Here is a 21,585-nt window from a genome sequence, read left to right as displayed (position 1 = left end):
CAGGGGGCTTTTCTTTTTGGCTTCAACTTAAAGTTAAAACACTCTGCTCATATCTTTTTCTATTTGGCGCTTTTTACACAACCCCAAGGTTTGAATCCGTCACTTAGTAGGACTACCTCATAATATCTTCGAGATAATACCTGCAAACATAGCTATCCCCGTAGGGATAAGCTCATCCGGAAAATCGTAGTTGGCGTGGTGTAGAGCTGGAGAAGTGGTTCCAGCTCCCACGCCAAACATGGCTGTTTTATAGTTTTTGGAAAACCAGCCGAAGTCTTCGCCGAATTTGAAAGGGTAGGCTCTTCTCATAATTTCAAAGCCATTTTCCTCCGCTGCTGCAATGACTAAATCATTGCATTCCTGTTCATTGCTACTAGCGGGAAAATGCTCAAACCAGCTTACATCAAAAGCAAGTTGGTGAGTTGCTGTTACTTGCGTAAAAATCTCTTCCAAACGGGCCTTAAGAAGCTCCATCTGTGCTGTACTCCAAGTCCTTATCGTGTAATGCAACTCCCCCTGCGCAGGTGAGATCCCGTAGGACTTTTGCCCCAGATTGATATAAACGGGTGTCAGCACCGCGAAATTTTCGGCCGCTGGTTCGTTGACATTCAGTTGGGCCAGGGCTTTGATAATTTCCGCCAGCGCTAGCGCTGGATTATTGCCGTTTTCGGGTTCCGCCGCGTGCGCTTCTTTTCCGGTTAAGTAGATGGCAAAACTTTGTACCTCCGCCGAAAAGCCGCTCTTCATGGTGATGATCCGATGCAGCGGCTCTCCCGGAATATTATGCAGGGCAAAAACATAGTCGACATTTAATGCTTTAAAGCGTGGATCTTCTACTACCCGGCAAGCTCCCTGACCAGTTTCCTCTGCGGGTTGAAAAAGTAGGACAACTTTCCCTGTTTTAAAGGTTTGCTCTTGAAGCCAAAAGATGAGCCCAGCCACGATGGCCATGTGTCCGTCGTGCCCACATTTGTGCGAAACACCATCGTTTAGGGAACGATGAGCGAATGTATTTTCTTCCATGATTGGAAGGGCGTCCAGCTCACAGCGTATCACAATGGTTGGGCCCGTATTAGCGTACGCATAAACGACGGCTAGACCAGTACCGCCAATTCCAGTGATGATCTCGGTAGGCTTGCCGTGTGTTGCAACAAATGTGCTTATTCGCTGGGCCGTTGCTACCTCACTACCCGACAACTCGGGGTGCTGGTGCAGGTCTTTTCTTAGTGCTATTAATGCAGGGGTGGACAAAGCTTAGAATTTTAATACTCAGTTATTGTGTATTTTACCAACACTAAACTATTCTTTTTCTCACCATATCCCAGCCCGCCAGCACGAATACAATAGCAGCCAAACCTATACTGCGGTAAACGAACTTCAGCTCGCCGAGCCATTCGTAAGCGGGGTCCTGGTAATTACCAAGGCCCAGCATCGGGAAACCGTAAGGGTGGTATTCTACATACTCCCAGCCTCGTGATAAGATAAGGAAAGAAATCCAGCCTCCGATACCTATTCCCAACGGCAAGAGTAGTGTTTTCCACCGCTGGCTCATCCAAAACTGTAGGGAGGCATAGCCCAAAGTGGCTAAAAACACCTTGATGGCCAACTGAAAAAAGAGGCCCATCCCAAAGGCTTGATCGAAACCCAGGTCGGGCATCGTCATTCGTAGGAAAAGGCCCACCAACACCGAAAACAGGCTAAATAGCAGCAGGCTAAACAACAACATCAACAGAAAAACTACCACTTTGGAGGTGTACACCACCAAACGCGAAAGTGGCTGCGTGTAAATCAGTTTCCAGGTATTGGAATTATGCTCAATGCTACTCACAAACAGGGCTACGATCATCACAAAAAAGGTAAAAAGAAAGTTGCCGGGGTCAATACTCATTTGCACCAATCGATACCAGGGATTTTCGTCCGGACCAAGCAATTCGTGTCCTTTCTTCACAAAAATCATCAGGTTGATGAACGGGACAAAAGCGGGTGCCAGCACCAGGAACCAAAGGATAAAAGTTCTTCGGAATTTGTACAATTCTGCACCAATCCCTCTTTTCAAAGCGGTTACACTGTTCATTGGTCGAGTTTTTTGGTGAGGTGAAGAAAGACAGCTTCCAGGTTTTCCTGGGAAGAGGAGAGTTGGTAAACCTGCACACCGCTGGCCACCAGCAGCTGATTGATTTCGGCGATCTGCTGTTTGGTTTTGATCGCTAGTTGTAGCCCGTTATGATAGGCTTCGCTGATAACAAAACCTTGCTTTTCCAGTACTTTGGTAGCCGTTTCCACATGGTCTAATTCGATCATCAAGACCAGACTTTCGCCATTCTTGAGTCCATCCAATTTCCCTTGGTAGAGAATTTTGCCCTGATCGATGATGGCTACATCCGTGGCCAGTTTTTCTATTTCCGAAAGGATATGGCTGGACAGGAAGATGGTCTTGCCGTGCTCTTTGTTGAGTCGGAGAATCAGCTCCCGCATTTCGATAATACCGCTGGGGTCGAGGCCATTGGTGGGTTCATCAAGGATCAGTAGCTCAGGATCGGTCAGCAGGGCAGCGGCGAGACCCAGGCGTTGACACATGCCCAGGGAGTAGTTTTTGGCTTTTTTATCGGCATTGTCCACGAGGCGGACGATTTTCAGTACCTCGTCTATCCGTTCTTTTTTGCCACCCACCATTTTGCGAATGACCTCCAGGTTCTGCCGTCCCGACAGGTGCTTGTAGATGGAAGGGTTTTCGATCAAGGCCCCGATCTTGCCGAGGATTTCTTCGCGGTGATCCAAAAGTTCTTTACCAAACAAGCTGACCTGCCCCCGCTTGGGGTGAAACAAGTCCAGCAGTACCCGAATCGTGGTCGTCTTCCCCGCGCCATTGGGGCCCAGAAAGCCATAAATGCTCCCCCGCGGCACATTCAGACTGACTTGATCAAGGGCCTTGAAATCTTTGAAGTAGAAATCCAGCCCTTGCGTTTGGATGATTGGTTCCGGCATTTTTCCCGATTTATTGTGGCGATGAAGATGGGAAATATGTGCGTGGTGGAATTTTAAACTATACGAAGGAGGGGGTTTTGTCGATGAAGGTGGGTGTTCGTTCCGAAGCCTCGGGACTCACGGGGGTGCTCGCTACACTCGCGGTGGTGCTCACCCGATAAATCGGGATCGCGGGGGTGTTCGTTCCGAAGTATCGGAACTCACGGTGCTACGGGACAAAGGGATGTTAATAACCCAATTAGAGATAACTAAGCTAACTGCTGCTCCTTTTTCTTTAGCCAATAGTCCGTTACCGACTGTAAGCGGGCTTTGAATTCCGTAAACTCCTCTTCTTCAAAATTCCGGCTATCGATAGTGGCTGTATCTTTGCACTCTGAAAGAACATATATCTTTTTCTCTTCAAAAACGCAGTACCTGAAATCCTCCATCGGGATCGTTTCTTCTTTATTAGGCGCTTCAAATAATAGGAGTTTATCTTCTAGAAGAACTAGTCTAATCTGCGGCCTTTTTTTTGACGAAAGAAGCTCGAAGATCCCCAAAAATAAACCAAAGACACCCATACTCAACAAGAACACTCTATTGTTCAAATGATTAGTTGAATTCCAGAATCCTAGAACAATAAGATAAAGACTTATCAAGGTGCTTCCTAAAAATGACTTTTTCCTGCTATAACTCCCCCCTCTTAATTCAGCTACAATAGCTGCTATTGGTTCCTCTAATCTTACTATAAAATTCTTTTTCATCTCATAGTTCATTATAAGTATCACCCCCATCCAAAGTAACATAAACACAACTACCCACTCCAGAGAAATATCTTCACATATCAAATATAAAGTTACAACGGCTGTTATGTTAAGCACATAAACCAGCCTAATCAACCATTTAGAGCGCGCTTGTTTTTCCATCATGACAAAAAAAAGATCAGTATAACTTTCGCTTTCGTATGAAGCTGTTTTCAATGCTTGTTGCCAATTACACAGTAATATAAGTACTATTTTAGAATCGGAAACTTATATATACTTCCAGTTCCCCTTTAGTACAAACAGTTAACGCCTAATCTCGACTCTATAGTAGCAGTAAGGTTTTTCTATCTCGACCGGGCTGAAGCCCAGCCTACTAAAAAACGGGTTTTTGCCCACCCCTTAAGGCAAACAAAAACCCGCGAGTTCCGAGGCTTCGGGACGAGCACCACCACCGTTTCGATGCAATCGGAATGGTACCCCCGCGAGTTCCGAGGCTTCGGAACGAGCACTACCACGAGTGAAGCGAGTACCCCACCCTACGGCATCACCACCAATTCCTGGCTATACACCTTCCCATCCAGCTGTACCTTTACGATGTACATGCCGGCAGGCAGGCTGCGCGTGTCCAGTTGTTCCAACTGTTCGGAACTGCCGACGATGGTTTGGCCCGTTTGGAAAACCCGGCCAGTCATGTCCATAATTTGCCACGCTACCTGCTCGCCGGAGAAGCCGGTCAACTCCAGGGTAGTGTTTTCACGCGCAGGGTTGGGGTAAAGGCTGAAACGACGTGGATTCTCTAGTTCTTCTTCTGTCCCTACCGCTTGAGGAATGATAAAGTCGTAGTGCAGATCACCCCCGAAATCGGGATTGAAGGTTTTTACGGCGGAGAAAAAGGTCTGGGTCAACTGGCGCCTTAGGCTCAGGGTGCCGGTACCTACGTTTTGGCCTACAGCCGCCCAGTACCAGAAGTCGAGGCCATCACCGCCGTCATCTTCAACCGTAAGCGTGTAACAACCTGGCGGCAGCATGATCTCGTCGCGATAGGTCGTAGATACACTCATATTGTTGCGCTCCAGTACCACCTCACCATTGCTGTCTTTGATGGTGTAACGGTTCTCTGCGGGGCGATTATTGGTTTTTATTTGAATGAAGAGGCTTTCATAATCCATCACATCCGCAGGCGTGAAGGCTGAACGCATCACGTTGTTAGCCGCGTACTCATCCTGGCCACCATTAGGACTAAGGACTTCAACTATAAACTGTGGATTATCATCAGTCGTTTCCCAAAAGAGGTAATCATCTACGGGCAATTCAACCTCTACGGTTTCGCCGAAAGGCAGATTACCCGACCAGTTGTAGGTAGTCGTATTCCCGTTCACGACCCCATAATTAATTTCTAATGAAGTAATGCTCGTCGTACCATTGTTTTTCACCACCACAATGGACTGATTACAGGCTGGATTGAAGCGCTCGTATTCTACTTTCTGACTGGGCCGCATGACATCTTCGACGGCTGCATCGAGGGTAAAATTGGGCGCACCATAGCTGACCAACTGCGCTGCTACCAAGTAATTGGCTTCCGCCATAAAGGCCCCGTTTACCCCATAGTCCACCTCAATGGTTTCGCCGGCATCTTCTGGCACCATAAATTCGTGCACATCCGTCGCCATACCAGGGCACCAACCAGCACGGTCGAAGATCCAGGTACCTCCCTGAGGGTAGATGGGGTTTTCACCACAGGCCTTCCATACGTCGAAACGAAAATCCTGGCCACCGCCGTTCACGTTGAGGTAATGCTCACGAGCAACAAACTCACCATTCTGGCCATGCCCCGTGACACTTGCCCGCAGTTTATAAGCATCGGCTTCCGGGTTGAGGCGCAGGGTACGTGGCTCGAAAACATTGTTGGCCTGGATGGCATCATACCAGCCGCGCGCGAAGGGCCACACATTTTCAATGGACAACACATCACGCGTAGGCGTACCTGTGATAAACAGGAATTCGATATCGATTTCCTCCTGGTTTTCACCGCCCATTTCCATACTCAGAAAGCGTTCTCCTTTCAGGATGGGCCCAAAATCAGTAACATCAAAGGTGAAGGTCTTTCCTTCCGCGCCCAAGTTCAGGCCGTTGCCGTAAGGGGTCACCAATGATAGAATTTCGAATTTTGCGGGGCGTTTGATGTGATAGGTAAGTTCTTCGATACTGATGGTACCCTCTGGGGTCAGCGGGTAGGTTTCGAGGATATTGCCATCTTCATCGTAGAGATAAGTGGCTGTAGCGGGGTAGGTTTCGTAGGTGTTGGCCACCACCAGGTTATTGCTATTATCGACGGCGTATTCCACGACGGTACTAGGGTATACCAGGGTAGAATCTATCGCCATTACCGTTTCATTGATGGTGGTATGCACACCCTGTTCAAAACGGGCAGAAAAGCGATAGTTGATGCTCGTCCAATCGTAGTAGAGTTCTGCGCCCCGGTAGGTTTGCCAATTAGGCCCCACCAAAGTAGCGTTGTAACCGTTGGCAACATCCTGGGCCACCAAGCCCGTTCCTTCATTGAAGGGGTAGTGAGCGATGAGGGACGCGATAGCTGGATGGCTACCGGGGATGTCTTCGGTGTACATGATGGCCTGAATCTCTTCCGCCGTCAGGGCGCGCTGCCACATGCTGAAGTTATCCAGATTGCCAGGGTAATCATTATTGCCATTTACGTCTGAGCCCACTTTCATGCGCGTGGCCATGATGGGGCGGTTCAGGTTGGTGCCACTGTGCCAAAGTTCTCCGTTGAGATAGATGGACATGGTGCCTGCTATCGCATCTTTGGTAAAGGCCCAGTGGTTCCAGCGGCCTTCAAAGTCGGCGGGGTTGGCTTCTTTATCAATACGATCATAGCCACTGCCGTCATTGCCACAATCCCAGTAGACACGGCCGTTGCTCCAGGGCAAATGCACATTCATCTGGCGGCGATTGGCACCATCTACCGCCTCAAAGGCGGTGGTGTTAGCAGGTAGTGCGTCTTCCAAGCCATAGGACCAAAAGGCAATCGTCACCCCTTGGGTCATCCCTAACGCTGCTGATGGTATATCTATTTGTCCTGTGCCTTGTAGGCCCAGATAATGCTGATTGCTGGGTGTTGCCCCCAACCCAGTGAGATAGGTGGTTTCCGTTCCGGCAAAGCGCAGCAGAGGTGCTGAGTTTTGTCCGGTTTGGCTCACATCTAGTAAGATATCACTGGTACCGTCCCATTCAAAAGCTTGATAGAAAGGCAAACTTGCCCACCCCGTTTCTGTAAAAGTGGTCGACTGAAAATACACTTCCGTGAAACCATCAATAGCCGGAGTAGCGGCACTGAGATTGTCCTGATCTACCGCCTTCAAACGCAAGCGCAAAAAGGGCAATGTACCACCTGTTTCTAGCACCTCCAACTGAAGGGCGGTGATAGGACCAGCACTCAATCCGGCGGCTATCAAATCTTCTGCGGCATAGAGGTACTGCGCCCGGGCGCGGTCTTCCAGCGTTCCGATATTGAGCGGAATCTCCCCTTCCCCTATTTGACCAACGGTGAGGCTGGTGGTATCCGTAAAGGTCGTCTGTTGCTGACCATACTGTGTGTAGGTATAAAAAGGCTGGCTCATAAACGGAAAATCAGCCCCAGAAAATCCACTGATCAGGTGAGAAGGATGGCGACTCAAGGAAGAATCTTGGAGGGTAGGATCAGTTATGAAGGTATTACAGCTGTAATCCCACTCGCGGCAGCCCACATTGCCACTGCCTACGGCGTTGTCGTGACAGCGCATATTGTAGCGCATGAGAATTTTCTCGTACGTCTGTGTAGCATCATCGGGAAATTGATAAAACCCGGAGCGAAAATCATCCGCCCAGGTGAGGGTTTGTACCCGAATGGTGTCCTGTGCGTTGAGACTAAACAAGGCGTAAAAGAAAAAGCTAAAGAGTAGAAATTGCTTCATTGATGGTTGTTTTGCTCTAAATATAGGGCTTATCCGTTTTTCCTGTAAATTGTGGCCCAAGTTAGTCCACTCTATGACTGAAAAAACGTATTACCAAGCCCTCTACGAGATTGCTCGCCACTTGAACCAAGAGTTTACCCTGGAGGCTGCGTTGCGTAAAGCATTGGAAAAAACCGTAGAGATACTAGATTTGGAAGGAGGGTGGATTTGGCTGGTACAAGCTGATAAGAAGAATGTTTACCTGGCGGCTTCTCATCAACTTCCCGAAGCCTTGAGCCATCACCCGGAACGCCTTTCCGGATGGTGCTACTGTATCGACAAATACCTTTCCAGTGGCCTGAACCAACCCAGCAACATCAGTGAAATTGCCTGTTCCCGACTTAAAGACCTCGCCGACATAGACGATGGACTCAAATTTCACGCTTCTATCCCCATCAGTTCTAATGCTGAAAAAATTGGTATTCTTAATGTATTGCACCAACAAAGTCGGCAACTGGATGAGGGCCAGTTGGAGTTATTACAAACCATCAGTGAACTTCTTGCAATTGCTGTGCAACGCACCCGAGCACAATCTACAGTTGGCAAAGGCAGCTTACCAATCCATGCGGAACAAAAAGTACTCCAACAATTGGTGCAGCCTGCTTTGGTGAAAATGCAGCGCCAGCTCGCCGACGAAACCAGCTTTGACCTAACACTTCTGCAACAAGACCTGGCTGATTTGCAGCAGCAGCTTGCGACCGTACAAAAGGAGCTCCCAGCGATGGCTACGCCCTCCGTTGAGATTCAATACCCCAATTCTCCGCTTACTCCCCGCGAAAGAGAAGTACTGACATTGGTCAAACAAGGACTTACCAACCCACAAATCGCCAGCCAACTATTTATTAGCGAGCGAACCGTCAAATTTCACCTCAGCGCTATTCTTGCCAAACTGGATGCGCAGACCCGAACAGAGGCTGTTTTGGTGGGTACCCAGCGGGGGTTATTTTAAGATAGTGTCCCAAATAGGGTGTCTCGCGCAGAGCCTGCCTGTAGCAGGCAGGCCGCAAAGATATAGAGGTTTTTATAACAGGTTGCCAAACAGATGCATTTCGACAGTTCAATTGGACACCGTTAAGCGGGCGCGCGCTGTTTTGATTCACCTAGTCTCCAGACTTAGACTGTACCATTGTACAGGCAGCAATCAAGTCGATAGGCCATGGTTGTAGGAGGGTAGTTGCCTGATCTTTGTTCTAACAAAACAAAGATTATGAAAAACAACAAAACGGCACTGATAACTGGTGCTTCTCGCGGATTAGGTTACGCTTTAGCGTTGGCTTTGGCAAAAAAAGGGTGGCAACTCCTCATCAATGGGCGCAACGCGGAGACTTTATTGAAAGCTCGCAACGAGCTGGCCAAACACACTAAAGTAGTTGCTATTTCAGGTGATGTGCGCGACGAAATCCATCTCCTCCAACTGCGTGATGCACTACGCGACCAGCAATGGAGACTCGACCTGGTGGTTAATAATGCTTCGGCTTTAGGCGTCTCTCCGCTGGCTTCTATCCTTGAACATCCGGTGGATAATTTACATGAGGTGTTCCATACCAATCTTATTGCGCCTGTTTCTCTTTTGCAAAAAGTGCAAGCTTTCTTCACCGAACAACCTACAATTATCAACATTAGTAGCGATGCGGCCGTAGCGGCTTACCCAAGCTGGGGGGCTTATAGTAGCAGCAAAGCAGGACTCGATCACCTCAGTGCTATCCTCAAGAAAGAGCAAACCCACTGGAGAATATATGCTTTTGATCCCGGTGATATGCGCACCCAAATGCATCAGGCGGCCTTTCCTGGCGAAGACATTACGGATAGGCCATTACCAGAGGAGACTGCACTACCCGCGCTACTAAAACTGCTACACTCGGGAGTTCCTAGTGGCCGGTATACGATTGATGATGTTTAGAGGGCGGCGAAAAACAACTTCCTCCCATTTAATACTCATCTTTTGACACTGAACTTCGTGGCTCATCCCTGGCTTTTACCCTAGCGCATAAGCAGTATATGTCTGTACGCCATCTATCTAAAAACAAACCTCTTATCATGACAAAGACAACCTCCGATATCCATTTTGAACTACCACAGCAACTTGCCTGCCCTTTACCCACCGAAGAAAGGGGTATTGCACGCGACGAAATGCGCCTACTCGTAAGCAACCATGATGGAGATGATATTCAGCATCGACAATTCAAGAACCTGACGGATTATTTAGAGAAAGGTGACGTACTGGTCGTCAACAACTCAGCCACCCTGGCGGCTGCGTTACCCATTCACTTGGAGAGTGGCCAAGCAGCCCGCCTGCATCTAAGCACCCAACTGGATGATATTTATTGGTTAGCCGAAATTAGAGCCGTTCATGGCAACCAAAGCAAACGCTGGCGGGATGGTGTTGCTGGACAGTCTTTCCAGTTGCAAGCAGAAGGACAAACTACCTTAATCGCCCCCTTCTATCAAAATACCCGACAACTGCATCTTTGGAAAATCAGCTTAAACCTCCCCTTGCCCTGGCAGGAATATTTGCACCAATACGGTGCTCCTATTAAATACCAAAACCTGGATAAGCAGTATCCCTTGGACTATTACCAGACGTTTTTCAGTAGTGTTCCTGGTAGTGCTGAGATGCCCTCTGCGGCAAGAGGGTTTACTTCAGGGATGGTCAAGGAGCTATTACAGAAAGGGATACAGATAGTTCCCATTACCTTACACACTGGCGTCTCAAGTCTCGAAACAGGAGAAATGCCCTACCCTGAGAAAGTAATTATTTCACCCTTGAATGCAGCGCGTATCAACTTGGCTAAAGCAAGAGATAATCGCATTATCGCTGTAGGCACCACAGCAGTCAGAGCGATAGAGACCGCCACGAATGCTAAAGGCAAAGTAGCCCCTTTTGACGGCCAAAGCGAGTTGTATATCCAACCGGGCTATCAAATGAAAATTATCGACGGACTCCTCACCGGATTTCACGAGCCAGACGCCTCTCACTTGTATATGCTACAGGCTTTGGCCAGCAATCAGCATTTACGAAAAGCCTACAAGGCGGCCATTCAGCAAGGATACTTCTGGCACGAGTTTGGTGATTTACACCTCATCCTTAATGATTAAAAAACTTATTACATTTTTTGCAAAGCCGCCATATTTGCCGAAGCAGAGAAAATGGCACTGACGGGGATTTTAAATCCCGGAATAGCATGGCTGGTTATTTCATCCCCCATCTCCTTGCGGCCGTGTAGGTGGTATGCTTCCTCCCCTTCTTCTAAAAGATACTGCTCTACGATGTTTTCTACGGGATCGATGATCCAATATTCAGCCACGCCGTGGAGTGCGTAATCCACTTTCTTGATGCCTCGGTCATAACCGGCAGTGCTGGGAGAAAGCACCTCTACCACAAAATCGGGCGCAGGAAAAAGCATCTGGTCATCGTGAAAATCTTTTGCTTTTTCCTGGTTCCAAAAGGCGATATCCGGCTCAAAGCTGTTGCGGCTCAGATGGATCATGATCTTTTCATCTTGGACTTCGCCTAAGTTATTGGAACGCGTGTAGACATCCAATAGTAAGGACAGGTATTTCCGGGCATTGTTATGCCGACGTTTTACAGGAGAGTGCATAATTACTTCGCCATTAATAAATTCTGCTTTGACCGTTTCATCGATGTCATCATAAAATTGTTCGCGCCGCAATGCCTCCTCCTGGAGATATTGACGGGCCTTCTCTACCAACTGAGGCAGATTAGGGAGATCGAGCAATTCTTTGAGTGCAGTACTCATTTGAATGAGTTTATTTTCCGAACCAGTGATGAAGGTAACTTGGCACCTCCTATAAAGATAACCCAAACAGCCGATTTTTGCAAATGGGTCAGCCTGCTTTACTCTTCCTCTTCTTTCCCCATTTGGTCTTCTGCGTGCAAGCGATTGAAGAGGGTCTCTACGCGGTACATCTCGTCGATGGTTTCGTCTTCGTAGAAGGCGATATCGGGAATACGCCGCACGTGTCGCTTGAGGCGATTGGCCAGTGATGAGCGCAAGCGTGGCTGTTCTTCTTCCAGTTGTAGGAGTACGGCCTGCTTATTGTCTGTATTCCAAATACTCAGATAGATTTTGGCCAGCCCCAAATCTGAAGACATTTTCACTTCCGTAACCGTTACTAGAGGCTCGCTACCGTAGATATAGACGCCAATTTCTTGCAACACTATGCTAAAATTCCGCTTCACGAGTTCGGCAACTTGCCGTTGGCGCTTCGTTTCCATTTTTTCTTGATTTTATAAAGACCTACAACAGGTGGCTAAAATTACTTTTTGCCGCTTACTAATACACAAAGGAACTGAAAAAAGTTCGGTTATTTGCATAAGCTGGACTTTGCCATAGGCATACCGCGCAGCGATACCTGCGGAGCCTTCGGCGTCGGCAAAAGTCCGTAGAGGGGGTACTCGGGCTGCTTCGCGCCCTGAGGGTAAAGGGATGTTTTATTCTACTTTCTTCAAGATCAAAGTCCTTGATCTCGTTTGGTCTCCAACTTTTACCTGAATTTTTACCTTCATGTAATCGTCTACAAAAACATCAACAATGATCATATAGATCCCTTCTTCGCCGATCAGTTGAATGGTATTTTCGGTGTTCCGCTGTGCGGCATCATCTACAAAAGTTTTTTTCTCTGCCGTCCAACTGGGGTAAGAAACACTTGAGGTTTCACATTCGGCAAATCGTTCTCCGTAGGTAACAATGGCTTCTCCATCCAACTTGAATTCGAAAGTCCTATCAATTTGGCACCGTTCAGGGCTGGCTTTCCTGGAAACAGAAACCCACTTTCCGGCAACTTGCCGAGACGACTGAGCACTTAGTTCATTGGTACTCAACATACAGCCTATCAGACAGGCTAAAAACAAGATTTTATGTAACATGGTCTTGGTTTCTAAAAGTGTAAAGCGCGTTATTCGCAATCATTGTTGTTGTACAAACGGATAGCATCCTTCATCCGTCGCTCATTTCTTTTGTACTCTCCCACCCTGATTTCTGCATACAAGGCTTCGCAGTCGGTAAAATAGGCAGCAAAGGATTTTCGCCAATTCGTAAACGACAGATTGAGCAAGCTCAGTGGCTCTGGCTTCTCCCCTGATTTATGAATGACCAGGGCGGGTTGTGGATCGATTTCAGATTTTTCTCTTACCCGGAAGGGATAGTAGCGGTAAAGACTCAACTTTGTCCCGCCTTCCAGAATTTCCATGATGTTCTTTTTGGTACCCAAGGCAAGCGTTGGCGAGTAGTCCATGGTAATAAATGTCCGCCCCTTGAATCCAGCTTTTGTGATTTCATCAGGATCAAAAAAACGGCTTTGCGTCTTACCCTCCTGTTCGTAGACGAAGAGGGTATTCCCTGACTCGTAAAAACTGGGCTCACCGAATTCTCCATCCGAGAAAACAAAATTCCCAACCAGCGAATCACCACTATTCGTAATCATGTACCCGGTATGTTGAACGGTGCGATCCCGACGGCCGTTGATGGTCATGTACGGTGTGTAGTCTACACCATCCGGGCCCGTGGCATTACTCAAATCGATAGCAAAATGCCTTGACAACCTTTCATTCTCTGCTAAACTGGCTTCAATATTAGCCAAGGTATTGCTTAGCTCTTCCGTCATTCTTTTATCTTCTCCTAGCGCTTCACAAGCAGCGAGATAAGTTCGTGCTTCGTCAAATTGTTCCAAATGTGTGCTTACCAAGGCCAAGTTGTACAAGCAAGCGTAGTGCACTTTCCTCAAGCGCTTATCATCGGTGGAGAGCAAGGGGAGTTGTGCTTCCCAAAAAGCTTTTACGGGCACCATTTCTTCCTGCAAAGGAGCCAATGCTCCCTCGGCAGTCATGCCACTTAGGATACTTACAGCCTTGGCAATATTAGCATCATGCTCCTCTTCATTGGGAATTTTCTTGCCTTTGGGCGACTGCAATTCTATCTTTTCAGTGACTTCACGGATCGCAAAATTTGCTACCAATAGCTCCTCGTATTTTCTAAAGGTTCGAAGAATCAAGTCCGAACGCAGCTTATTCAGCACGTCTTCTTTTTTCTTCTCCCAACTCGCATCCATTTCTTTGACTGTTGGAAAAGTACTGATGTCATTTTGTTTGAATTCGTAGGTTATGCCTTCAGGATCATTGTTGGCTACCTTACGCAACAATACTTGCCCAGAGGTATCGAACACCTGAAGAGTGATAGGATAACGGTAGACCACTTTTTTGTAATAGCTGATCCTTGTTGTCTTTACACTGTCTTTAGTGGTCGTCGTTTTGACTTCTTCATTCGTAATTTGGTCAACCTTCAATTCACCAATCTGAATATTAATATGAAAATGCCCACCTGCGATCAACTGCCGAAAGGATGCTAATTGCAAATACTTTTCAATCAGTGACTGCGGAGAGACTGCTGGTTTCAATTTACTTAAATCCTGATCCCCAAGCACGTTCACCGAGGCAGAATACGTATTGAAGTCTATGGGAAATGGTTGCTCAGGCAATCCGCGATAAGAAATCATTACGGATTCATTGCTGACACGTTGGGCATTAAGATGAAAACCTATCAATAATATTGACAAGCAGAGGAGCGATGTTTTGAAATTCATTAGAAAAGCGCGTTATTTTTTTTAAAAAAAACAAAAGTACTCTTTTTTCTAATTTAAATGTGAATCATCACAAAAAGGGGCGGCCCCGGTACGCTTGCAATTGCAAAGGCGAGCAGGGCCATTACGTTGGGCCTTAAACAACAAGGGCTTAAACTTTGTACCGTGGTGCGAACCATCACAAAAAGGCTGATTTTGGCTCAAGCCACATTGGCAAAACAGGTAGCGTTCTCCTTCCTTTAAATTCACTTTGGTGGGTTCATTCGTGCGGGTATCCTTTTTGGTAAACCCTCGGGATAGTTCCGAACGGGGATCATCCGATGCTACCAGCGGATAAAGGTAAGTGGCAGTCCAGGGTTCCTTGGGGTCATTTTCGAGGCCGTAGTCGGTTGGAAACTCGCGGCTATAGTGAGCAGTTCCGAACAGCTGGTCCCAGATGGAAAACATATTACCAAAGTTCCCATTGGGGTCGCTGATGCCATCCCGTTGGCTTTTGCCATGATGGGCATGATGAAAGGCAGGTGTGATGAAAATACGCTCCCAAACACTCGCCAGAGGTTGTAAAAATTTATTTCGATAAAGCACTTTATCGTAAGGAATAGTGCTGTGCGAACTGATAATGATGAATTGCTTGAGCACCAGCCCCAAAGCCACCGCCTTCGCTCCTCCCAGAAAGGTAAAAAGACCTATCCACCAGATGTTGGGCATGAACAAGTAATAAACGGCGGCATTGCGATAAGAAACGAAAAACCCCATCTCCTCGGCCTGGTGATGTGGGCGGTGGAGCTTCCAGAGAAACTCGTATTCATGCGCAAAACGATGGTACCAGTATTGCAGAAAATCATCAATAAAAAGAAACAACAACAAACTTCCCCAGAACGGCAAGCTTGCTAAAAGGGCCTGTTGAGCTGGGAAAAACTGGTTACCCAGCAACAACACCAACAATACCAACAACGGTTTGGTGAGTAGCGACAACACCAGGAAAGCACCAAACTCCTGTATCCAATCACTGGTCGTCCGTTGCGTTTTTTGCCAATAGCCACCAATGACTTCCAGAATAATAAAAAAGACAAGTATCCCCATCACCAGATAAATATCCATGTTTGGGATTCCAAGTAAAGTATTATTCATAAGACCAAAGTATTTTACCGGTAAAGTTAAGAGCGTGCTATTTGAAAAAAATATACATAAGCTAAGTTCTTTCGTTCTGTTTACGTTTAATGATCCTGGAGAGCGACGTGGGGGTAATCCCCAGAAAATTGGCGATGTACTTCAACTGCGCTTGCTGGAAAATCTCGGGATACGCTTTGAGTAGTATTTCATAACGTTCATGGGGTGTTTTACTGGCCAGAATTTTGACTCTAAAAACCAATACCAGGATATTCTCTTCCAATGCCAGGGTATACAAGCGCGCAATAGAAAGGGATTTGCCAATTATACTCATCAACGCCTGATGGTCAATGGTTAACAATACGCAAGGCTGCAATGCCTCGACGATCAAATCACTAACGGCGTGCTCCTGCAAAACCTCAGGTGGCCCAAAAAACTTGCCCGCAGGTCGGATAAAAAGGGTACGCTCTTCGCCGGATAGTTCCAGAAAATACCCCCTTATTGCTCCATTGACGATGTAGTAGATCTTCTCTGCTCGCTTCCCCGCTTCTCGAATTCGCCCTTTGGCAGGAAATTGCTCCACCTTCACCGCCGTCCATAGTTGTTCAATATCCTCTTCACAGAGAAAATCAAATTGGGTAAGAAACTGCTGTTTCACAAGTTGCTCTTGCTGCTGCATCGCTTGTCTATCCATAATCGGCCCTTAGGAATTATTAATATAGTAATTTTAGAGCCGATTATTAACCCATCCATTAAGCTATTATGAAAAATTGGTCGACTTACCACCACTGGACGCCTGCAGAAATTGCCTATCCTCGCAACGAAGCAGAAGTGCAGCAGCTCATCCGTCGCGCCAATAAAGAGAAGAAAAAAGTACGCATCATTGGTAGCGCCCACTCTTTCATGCCGCTTTGGACCACCGAGCAAATACTGATCAATCTGGATCAATACCAGGGCATTGTTGCCATTGACCAAGACCTCCAACAGGCCACAGTACGCGCAGGTACTAAGCTCTACACCCTGGGAGAGACACTCTTTACCCACGGCCTGGCCATGGAAAACTTGGGGGACATCGACCGCCAATCTCTGGGCGGCACCATCGGTACGGGCACCCATGGCACGGGCTTACAGTTGGGGTCTATCAGCACACAGGTGGTAAAATTGCGCTTGGTAAACGGCCTCGGAGAGCTGGTAGAATGCTCCTCTACGCACAACGCTTCCCTTTTCAAAGCAGCACAGGTATCGCTGGGTGCTTTGGGCATTATTACGGAGATCACGCTACAATGTGTCCCCGCTTACCGGCTGGCTTTGCAAAACCTTAAAGAACCACTGGATACCGTATTGCAGGAATTGGAAGACCGCTATCGGCAGGAGCGCAACTTTGAATTCTACTGGTTTCCTTACACCGCTTCCGCCTGGACCAAAACCTCCAATATCGTTACCGACCAAGTCGATAAGGTCTCCTGGATGAATCACTTCACCGAATACGTGGTGGAAAATTATGCCTTCAAGGTTTTGTGCGAAGCGGCCTACCACTTTCCGATGCTAAACGAAAGGGTGGCCAAAATATCGGCGGCGGCCATAGCGCCGGTGCGTAAGGTTTTTGCCAGCCACAAGGTTTACGCTACGCAACGGCTCGTGAAATTCAACGAGATGGAATACAGCGTTCCTATCGCCGCGCAGCGCGAGGTGCTCCATGATATTCGCAGGCTTTTTGAGCGCAAGCGATTCCCTATTCATTTCCCGATTGAAAACCGGGTGGTGCGGCAGGATGATATTTACCTCAGTCCGGCTCAGGGCCGCGATTCGGCCTATATCGCTTGCCATGCTTACGCGAAAAAAGATCCGCTGCCTTATTTCTCTGCTTTGGAAGAGATTTTTCAGGCCTACGAAGGGCGTCCTCACTGGGGTAAGATGAATACCTTTAGCCAGGAACAAGCAGCAGCAGCTTATCCTTACTTTGAAAATTTTAAACGTCATCAGAAAGAGCAAGACCCCGAAGGTCTTTTCCTTAATGATTACCTCGCTAAGTTGCTGACTTAGTATTTTGACGGAAATAAACCTATTTTCTTTTTCTGAAGATTTACCTTTTTGCGCACGCCTAGTCCAAGTATTCCTAGTCTTAGCACAAAAAGCGAAATCAAAAGAAAATAGATTTATTTTTTTCCCGTCCCTTAGTCGTACTTAGGTTTTTTCGTTCTTTTTTCCGCCTTCTTTTCTTTCGGCGTTTTTACGGGTTCTTTCTTCACTGCCTTTTTTACATCCTTACTCTTTGCCATAATAAATTGATTTTGTGGTTACGAATGTACCCTCTTTCAAGATAGTATTTTTAAAAAAAAATTGCGGCGACTATTGCTTCACTGCCCGCTTTACGCTCCACAACTGTCCATTGTGATACAGGGCAATGGTGTATAAGCCGGCGGGAAGGTCACTGCTATTAATACTCCTACTGTCCTGGCCTCTTGGCCAATCGACGTTTAGCAATCTGCGGCCGAGCCCATCAATAAGAATCAAGGACATTTTCCCGGTGGGAGGAAAATCCAAGGCCCTTATTTCCAATTTCTCACGAAAAGGATTTGGTGCCAATAACCAACTGTTTTCATTTGCAGCAATATCAATCGTACTCACTGGGCAGGAAGTAAAATCAAAGAAGCTGTAGCTTTCACTTTCTGAACCATTGCACAGTGTTTTTACCCGTAAAGTATAAGCGGCACAACTATCGAGACCCGTAATCGTCACCACGTTGTTGGTGACGCTGAGTGGTATCCAGTCTACCCCACTAGCGGAGCGGTAATCTGCTTGATAATCCAATGCTTCAGGAAGGGCTTCCCAAGTGATTTGTACATCACTGGTTCCTACCAATGTTCTTACAAACCCGGTGGGCGTATTACATTCCTCAGTAGCGATGATGTCTACACAGTAATCTTCCACCTCACCAAAGCTCGTCACAAAGGGGCAAGCGCTAGAGTTGGCCAGACTAAACTGCATCATGATTCTCATCCTGGTCACCCCGAGGTTGGTATTGGCAGGAATGGTCAAAAAGCCATTGATCGGCCCGTTGGAAGGATCACCATCAAACACAATTTCGTTGGAAGTGAAGCTGCCATTATGATCTTTATCGAGCCAGATACGCCAATCTTCTGAGGCTGTCTCATCGTCAGGAAATCCGGGAGTCAACAAGATAGGGTAAGTGACCCCAGCCTCCAGCACCGGAGCAGCGAGCTGCTGGCCAAAGTCCGTATAAGCACCGGGCTCTGGCCCCGAGGCATTGGTAAAGAAACCTCCTATTTCCACCTGCGCGATATGCTCGTATTGAGTAGAGAAAACATTTTCTGGCATACAGTATTCCAGGTCCAGACAAGGGCCACAACCCGTTGTAATGAAGGTCTTCAGGGGTGTCCAAGCCGTTGTTTCAGCTGCACAGATAGTGCGGAGTTGATAGTCGTAAAAGGTACAACGTTCCAAACCTGTAACGGTATTCTGAGGCAGGGTCCCTGGTAATACCGTCCAGGTGCTCGTCCCCTGTACCCGGTAACGAAGCTCAAAGCTTTGAGCAGCCGTAACGGGGTTCCAGGTAAAAAACATGATCTCATCGGCCAACGGCATGAGTTCCACATTTTCCGGCGCTGTACAGCAACCATCCGTCGTAAAGAAGCGGCTATTGCCAAAAGGAATCACATCACTTGAGCAATTCGACTGCACCTGGTATTCGTAGTCTCCGCAAGGCATCAGCCCCGTGATCACCAGCGGGCTTTGAGCATTGGTCACCACGTTCCAATTCATCGCACCAACGGCACGCCAGCGCAAGTCAACAGACTGTAAACTATCGTTGGTGTTCCAAGTGATCGTTCCCGTAGAAACACTAAAATCAGCTAATTGTACGGAACTGGCGGGAATACAACCATCACATAAATTAAGCAGATACTGAATGCTATTGAAGACATTCAACCTCCCGCCCGTAAGGGTAATGTCTGCCAGCGAAGCATTAGGGTCTACCCCCGCCAGAATGGCTTCCTTGATGAGTAGTGCCGCTGCGGCCGGATCTGCCTGGGTAAGCGCAGCAAGTGCAGGACAGTCGAGGCTATAAAGCAGTGCCGCCGCACCCGCCACGTGGGGCGTAGCCCCGGAGGTGCCACCAAAGCTGCCATAAGCACCGCCGTTGGTGATGTTGTAAGCACCAGTGCCCGGTGCTCCCAGGTCGATATTGATGGCACCGTAACCCGCCTCAACTTCTTTAATGTCGTTATGATCCGTATTGGTCACGGCGATAAGGTAATCACTAGGACAGGCTGTGGGCAAATCACCAAATTCGTCTACATCTATATCGTCATTGGCTGTAGCGGCACAATTAATAATCCCGGCAGCACCGAGTACATCGTAAAAACTACACCAGATCGGGGCATCAGCTGCCTGCCCACCATCTACCCCCCAGGAGGCATTGGTGGCCACGACGAAAGCTCCTTCAGCTCCACCAGATGCATTGTAACGCTGGCGTTGCTCTAGCGGATAAGAATAAGCTTCGAGAACTTTGGCCTCGGAGGTATTGAAGTTGTTACGGATGTGCATCACTTTCACATGCCAGTTTATCCCCGTTACTCCCAGGTTGTTGTCACCATCGGCACCAATGATACCCGATACGGAAGTGCCATGTGAGCCGCCGGCAATGTTATCGTTATTACTGACAGTGCTCCAACCCCGGTAGTCATCGACGTAACCATTGTTATCATCATCAATACCGTTGCCTGGAATCTCCGCGTGATTGTACCAGCGATTAAGCTGAAAATCGGGGTGGGTGACGTCGATGCCGTTGTCTAATACCGCCACCACGATGGTATCGCCGGTGAGGGTATTGCCGCCGGTGGTCACATCCCAGGCTTCTACAGCGTCGATATCGGCATCAGCGGTACCGCCGCTTTGGCCCGTATTGCTGTATTGCCATTGGCTACCAAAGAGAACATCGTTAGGCACGGCACGCAAGGTGATGCTGTGGTTGCGCTGCACGGCACGTATCCGGCGGTCGGGGTCGATGGCGGCGATGAGTGCTTCGCCAGAAGTGGTGGTCTCATCAAAGCTGACCAACCAGATGTTTACAGGTCGAGATACTTCTTTCACCAGCGCCAACTGTTGCTGATCAGGGTGTGTCCGGTTCCAATCGCGTAACCAGGATGCAAAGCTGTGGTCTGCTTCCATTTGCACCAACAACTCTCCCGCGATATAAGCAGAAGATTGAGCAGTGAGCGAAACTTGAGCGAACTGAAAAATCAGACAGAGTAGCAATACAACGCTAAAACGAGCCATGAGCGTAATTTTATGGGATTAACTTAACTTGCTGAACGTAAAGTTAGCCAATAAGGTACAGGTTAACATGGTTATTTGTTGTTTGTTGATGGTTGATGGCTGATAGGGAAGGTCAACAAACAACTATCAACTACCAACCATCAACCTTGTTACACAAACAACAAAACCAGCGTCAGCACGATCCCGCCTAGCGTAAAATACAAGCCCTTTCGGAATACTTCTGTCTTGGGCATAAACATCCAAAAGGAGGATATCACGAAAAACAAAAGCGACAAACCAAAGAAAATATTGAGGAAAAACAACGGCTCCGATGATTTTGCCTTGTGCAGGTGCGTCATTTTTTCCAATATCGTAGGTAGCTCCTTGAGGGTATAAGCTGCTGCACCAGTGGCACTATCGTAGGTCCCCTCTTTAAAGTAATAAATGCTGCCTTCTGTCTTCTCGACTTTGAGCCGGCGTAGATCAAGAGCTTGCCCCAGGTCTTCTGGACTGATATTGGTGGCCAGTTGCTTTTCGAAGTGATGTTCTTGCTTGAGGAAATCGGTGTCCCGGAAAATGAGGACAATACCGCTCGTTGCGTAAACAGCCATAATGCCCACCAAAAAAAAGCCCAGATAACGGTGAACGAGACGCATGGTCATGGAAGTAGAAGATGGTTTTGCCATGAGGAATTGCTCTTTTGAGTTTAGTTTTTTTTTAGAAAATCGGGGCGAAAATAGTAACATCGCCTCGGCTTAGACCAACGAGTAGCCGTTATTTTTCCGACTTCCTGAACTGCGACGCTACGGAGCAGTGCAGTGCGGTGGACAGTCGGGAGCAGGCATGGTCCCAAATCCATTAGA

Annotated in this window: 17 protein-coding genes; 4 read left to right on the top strand and 13 right to left on the bottom strand. The window is 47.7% G+C overall.

Annotated elements, in window-relative coordinates:
* Window positions 1–117: 117 nt before the first annotated feature.
* The 5 genes from AB0L18_RS10535 to AB0L18_RS10515 all read right to left on the bottom strand — a co-directional run bounded on the left by AB0L18_RS10535 (window position 118) and on the right by AB0L18_RS10515 (window position 7,699).
* Window positions 118–1,251, bottom strand: coding sequence for an amidohydrolase (locus AB0L18_RS10535; protein ID WP_367392550.1), 1,134 nt, complete (start codon window positions 1,249–1,251; stop codon window positions 118–120).
* 43 nt (window positions 1,252–1,294) lie between these two features.
* The gene (locus AB0L18_RS10530; RefSeq protein ID WP_367392549.1) at window positions 1,295–2,074 is read right to left on the bottom strand and encodes an ABC transporter permease; all 780 of its coding nucleotides are present in this window, start codon (window positions 2,072–2,074) and stop codon (window positions 1,295–1,297) included.
* Window positions 2,071–2,985 carry an ABC transporter ATP-binding protein gene (locus AB0L18_RS10525; protein ID WP_367392548.1) on the bottom strand — a complete coding sequence of 305 codons (915 nt, stop codon included), beginning with the start codon at window positions 2,983–2,985 and terminating at the stop codon, window positions 2,071–2,073. Before AB0L18_RS10525 ends, AB0L18_RS10530 begins: the two co-directional genes overlap by 4 nt.
* A 248-nt stretch (window positions 2,986–3,233) precedes the next feature.
* Complete coding sequence (locus AB0L18_RS10520) at window positions 3,234–3,944, bottom strand: hypothetical protein (protein WP_367392547.1); 711 nt, start codon at window positions 3,942–3,944, stop codon at window positions 3,234–3,236.
* A 320-nt stretch (window positions 3,945–4,264) separates the two neighbouring features.
* The gene (locus AB0L18_RS10515) at window positions 4,265–7,699 is read right to left on the bottom strand and encodes a LamG-like jellyroll fold domain-containing protein (RefSeq protein ID WP_367392546.1); all 3,435 of its coding nucleotides are present in this window, start codon (window positions 7,697–7,699) and stop codon (window positions 4,265–4,267) included.
* Between the two features lie 73 nt (window positions 7,700–7,772).
* Between AB0L18_RS10515 and AB0L18_RS10510 the strand changes: the two genes are divergently transcribed.
* The 3 genes from AB0L18_RS10510 to AB0L18_RS10500 all read left to right on the top strand — a co-directional run bounded on the left by AB0L18_RS10510 (window position 7,773) and on the right by AB0L18_RS10500 (window position 10,834).
* Window positions 7,773–8,687: a LuxR C-terminal-related transcriptional regulator gene (locus AB0L18_RS10510; protein ID WP_367392545.1), complete on the top strand. Its 915-nt coding sequence runs from the start codon at window positions 7,773–7,775 to the stop codon at window positions 8,685–8,687.
* Window positions 8,688–8,945: 258 nt separating this feature from the next.
* Entirely contained in the window at window positions 8,946–9,638 is a 693-nt protein-coding gene (locus AB0L18_RS10505) for an SDR family NAD(P)-dependent oxidoreductase (protein ID WP_367392544.1), read from the top strand.
* Window positions 9,639–9,775: 137 nt separating this feature from the next.
* Window positions 9,776–10,834: an S-adenosylmethionine:tRNA ribosyltransferase-isomerase gene (locus tag AB0L18_RS10500; protein ID WP_367392543.1), complete on the top strand. Its 1,059-nt coding sequence runs from the start codon at window positions 9,776–9,778 to the stop codon at window positions 10,832–10,834.
* 8 nt (window positions 10,835–10,842) lie between these two features.
* On the opposite strand, the gene AB0L18_RS10495 is transcribed toward AB0L18_RS10500, so the two are convergent.
* The 6 genes from AB0L18_RS10495 to AB0L18_RS10470 form a co-directional block, all read right to left on the bottom strand.
* Window positions 10,843–11,496: a Uma2 family endonuclease gene (locus AB0L18_RS10495; protein WP_367392542.1), complete on the bottom strand. Its 654-nt coding sequence runs from the start codon at window positions 11,494–11,496 to the stop codon at window positions 10,843–10,845.
* Between the two features lie 98 nt (window positions 11,497–11,594).
* The gene (gene rbfA, locus AB0L18_RS10490) at window positions 11,595–11,975 is read right to left on the bottom strand and encodes a 30S ribosome-binding factor RbfA (protein WP_367392541.1); all 381 of its coding nucleotides are present in this window, start codon (window positions 11,973–11,975) and stop codon (window positions 11,595–11,597) included.
* 216 nt (window positions 11,976–12,191) lie between these two features.
* Window positions 12,192–12,626 carry a hypothetical protein gene (locus AB0L18_RS10485; RefSeq protein WP_367392540.1) on the bottom strand — a complete coding sequence of 145 codons (435 nt, stop codon included), beginning with the start codon at window positions 12,624–12,626 and terminating at the stop codon, window positions 12,192–12,194.
* 29 nt (window positions 12,627–12,655) lie between these two features.
* Window positions 12,656–14,338, bottom strand: coding sequence for a hypothetical protein (locus AB0L18_RS10480; RefSeq protein WP_367392539.1), 1,683 nt, complete (start codon window positions 14,336–14,338; stop codon window positions 12,656–12,658).
* A 48-nt stretch (window positions 14,339–14,386) separates the two neighbouring features.
* On the bottom strand, window positions 14,387–15,466 hold the full coding sequence (locus AB0L18_RS10475; RefSeq protein WP_367392538.1) for a sterol desaturase family protein: 1,080 nt from the start codon (window positions 15,464–15,466) through the stop codon (window positions 14,387–14,389).
* A gap of 61 nt (window positions 15,467–15,527) precedes the next feature.
* Window positions 15,528–16,139, bottom strand: a complete 612-nt coding sequence (locus tag AB0L18_RS10470; protein WP_367392537.1) for a Crp/Fnr family transcriptional regulator — start codon at window positions 16,137–16,139, stop codon at window positions 15,528–15,530.
* Window positions 16,140–16,207: 68 nt separating this feature from the next.
* On the opposite strand from AB0L18_RS10470, the gene AB0L18_RS10465 reads away from it, so the two are divergent.
* Window positions 16,208–17,488: a D-arabinono-1,4-lactone oxidase gene (locus AB0L18_RS10465; protein ID WP_367392536.1), complete on the top strand. Its 1,281-nt coding sequence runs from the start codon at window positions 16,208–16,210 to the stop codon at window positions 17,486–17,488.
* A gap of 306 nt (window positions 17,489–17,794) precedes the next feature.
* Here the strand turns inward: AB0L18_RS10465 and AB0L18_RS10460 are convergent, their stop codons facing one another.
* Both AB0L18_RS10460 and AB0L18_RS10455 read right to left on the bottom strand, forming a co-directional pair.
* Window positions 17,795–20,743: a S8 family serine peptidase gene (locus AB0L18_RS10460; protein WP_367392535.1), complete on the bottom strand. Its 2,949-nt coding sequence runs from the start codon at window positions 20,741–20,743 to the stop codon at window positions 17,795–17,797.
* A gap of 149 nt (window positions 20,744–20,892) precedes the next feature.
* On the bottom strand, window positions 20,893–21,408 hold the full coding sequence (locus AB0L18_RS10455; RefSeq protein ID WP_367392534.1) for a hypothetical protein: 516 nt from the start codon (window positions 21,406–21,408) through the stop codon (window positions 20,893–20,895).
* Window positions 21,409–21,585 lie beyond the last annotated feature (177 nt).

Origin of the sequence: Lewinella sp. LCG006, from assembly GCF_040784935.1 — a bacterium.
Lineage (GTDB): Bacteria > Bacteroidota > Bacteroidia > Chitinophagales > Saprospiraceae > Lewinella.
This window is presented reverse-complemented; position numbering and strand designations above follow the sequence as displayed.

Excerpts from the sequence above, each read along its gene's own strand:
- AB0L18_RS10530 (WP_367392549.1), bottom strand. The coding sequence starts at position 2,074 with ATGAACAGTGTAACCGCTTTGAAAAGAGGGATTGGTGCAGAATTGTAC.
- AB0L18_RS10525 (WP_367392548.1), bottom strand. The coding sequence starts at position 2,985 with ATGCCGGAACCAATCATCCAAACGCAAGGGCTGGATTTCTACTTCAAA.
- AB0L18_RS10515 (WP_367392546.1), bottom strand. The coding sequence starts at position 7,699 with ATGAAGCAATTTCTACTCTTTAGCTTTTTCTTTTACGCCTTGTTTAGT.
- AB0L18_RS10510 (WP_367392545.1), top strand. The coding sequence starts at position 7,773 with ATGACTGAAAAAACGTATTACCAAGCCCTCTACGAGATTGCTCGCCAC.
- AB0L18_RS10505 (WP_367392544.1), top strand. The coding sequence starts at position 8,946 with ATGAAAAACAACAAAACGGCACTGATAACTGGTGCTTCTCGCGGATTA.
- AB0L18_RS10500 (WP_367392543.1), top strand. The coding sequence starts at position 9,776 with ATGACAAAGACAACCTCCGATATCCATTTTGAACTACCACAGCAACTT.
- AB0L18_RS10495 (WP_367392542.1), bottom strand. The coding sequence starts at position 11,496 with ATGAGTACTGCACTCAAAGAATTGCTCGATCTCCCTAATCTGCCTCAG.
- rbfA (WP_367392541.1), bottom strand. The coding sequence starts at position 11,975 with ATGGAAACGAAGCGCCAACGGCAAGTTGCCGAACTCGTGAAGCGGAAT.
- AB0L18_RS10485 (WP_367392540.1), bottom strand. The coding sequence starts at position 12,626 with ATGTTACATAAAATCTTGTTTTTAGCCTGTCTGATAGGCTGTATGTTG.
- AB0L18_RS10480 (WP_367392539.1), bottom strand. The coding sequence starts at position 14,338 with ATGAATTTCAAAACATCGCTCCTCTGCTTGTCAATATTATTGATAGGT.
- AB0L18_RS10475 (WP_367392538.1), bottom strand. The coding sequence starts at position 15,466 with ATGAATAATACTTTACTTGGAATCCCAAACATGGATATTTATCTGGTG.
- AB0L18_RS10470 (WP_367392537.1), bottom strand. The coding sequence starts at position 16,139 with ATGGATAGACAAGCGATGCAGCAGCAAGAGCAACTTGTGAAACAGCAG.
- AB0L18_RS10465 (WP_367392536.1), top strand. The coding sequence starts at position 16,208 with ATGAAAAATTGGTCGACTTACCACCACTGGACGCCTGCAGAAATTGCC.
- AB0L18_RS10460 (WP_367392535.1), bottom strand. The coding sequence starts at position 20,743 with ATGGCTCGTTTTAGCGTTGTATTGCTACTCTGTCTGATTTTTCAGTTC.
- AB0L18_RS10455 (WP_367392534.1), bottom strand. The coding sequence starts at position 21,408 with ATGGCAAAACCATCTTCTACTTCCATGACCATGCGTCTCGTTCACCGT.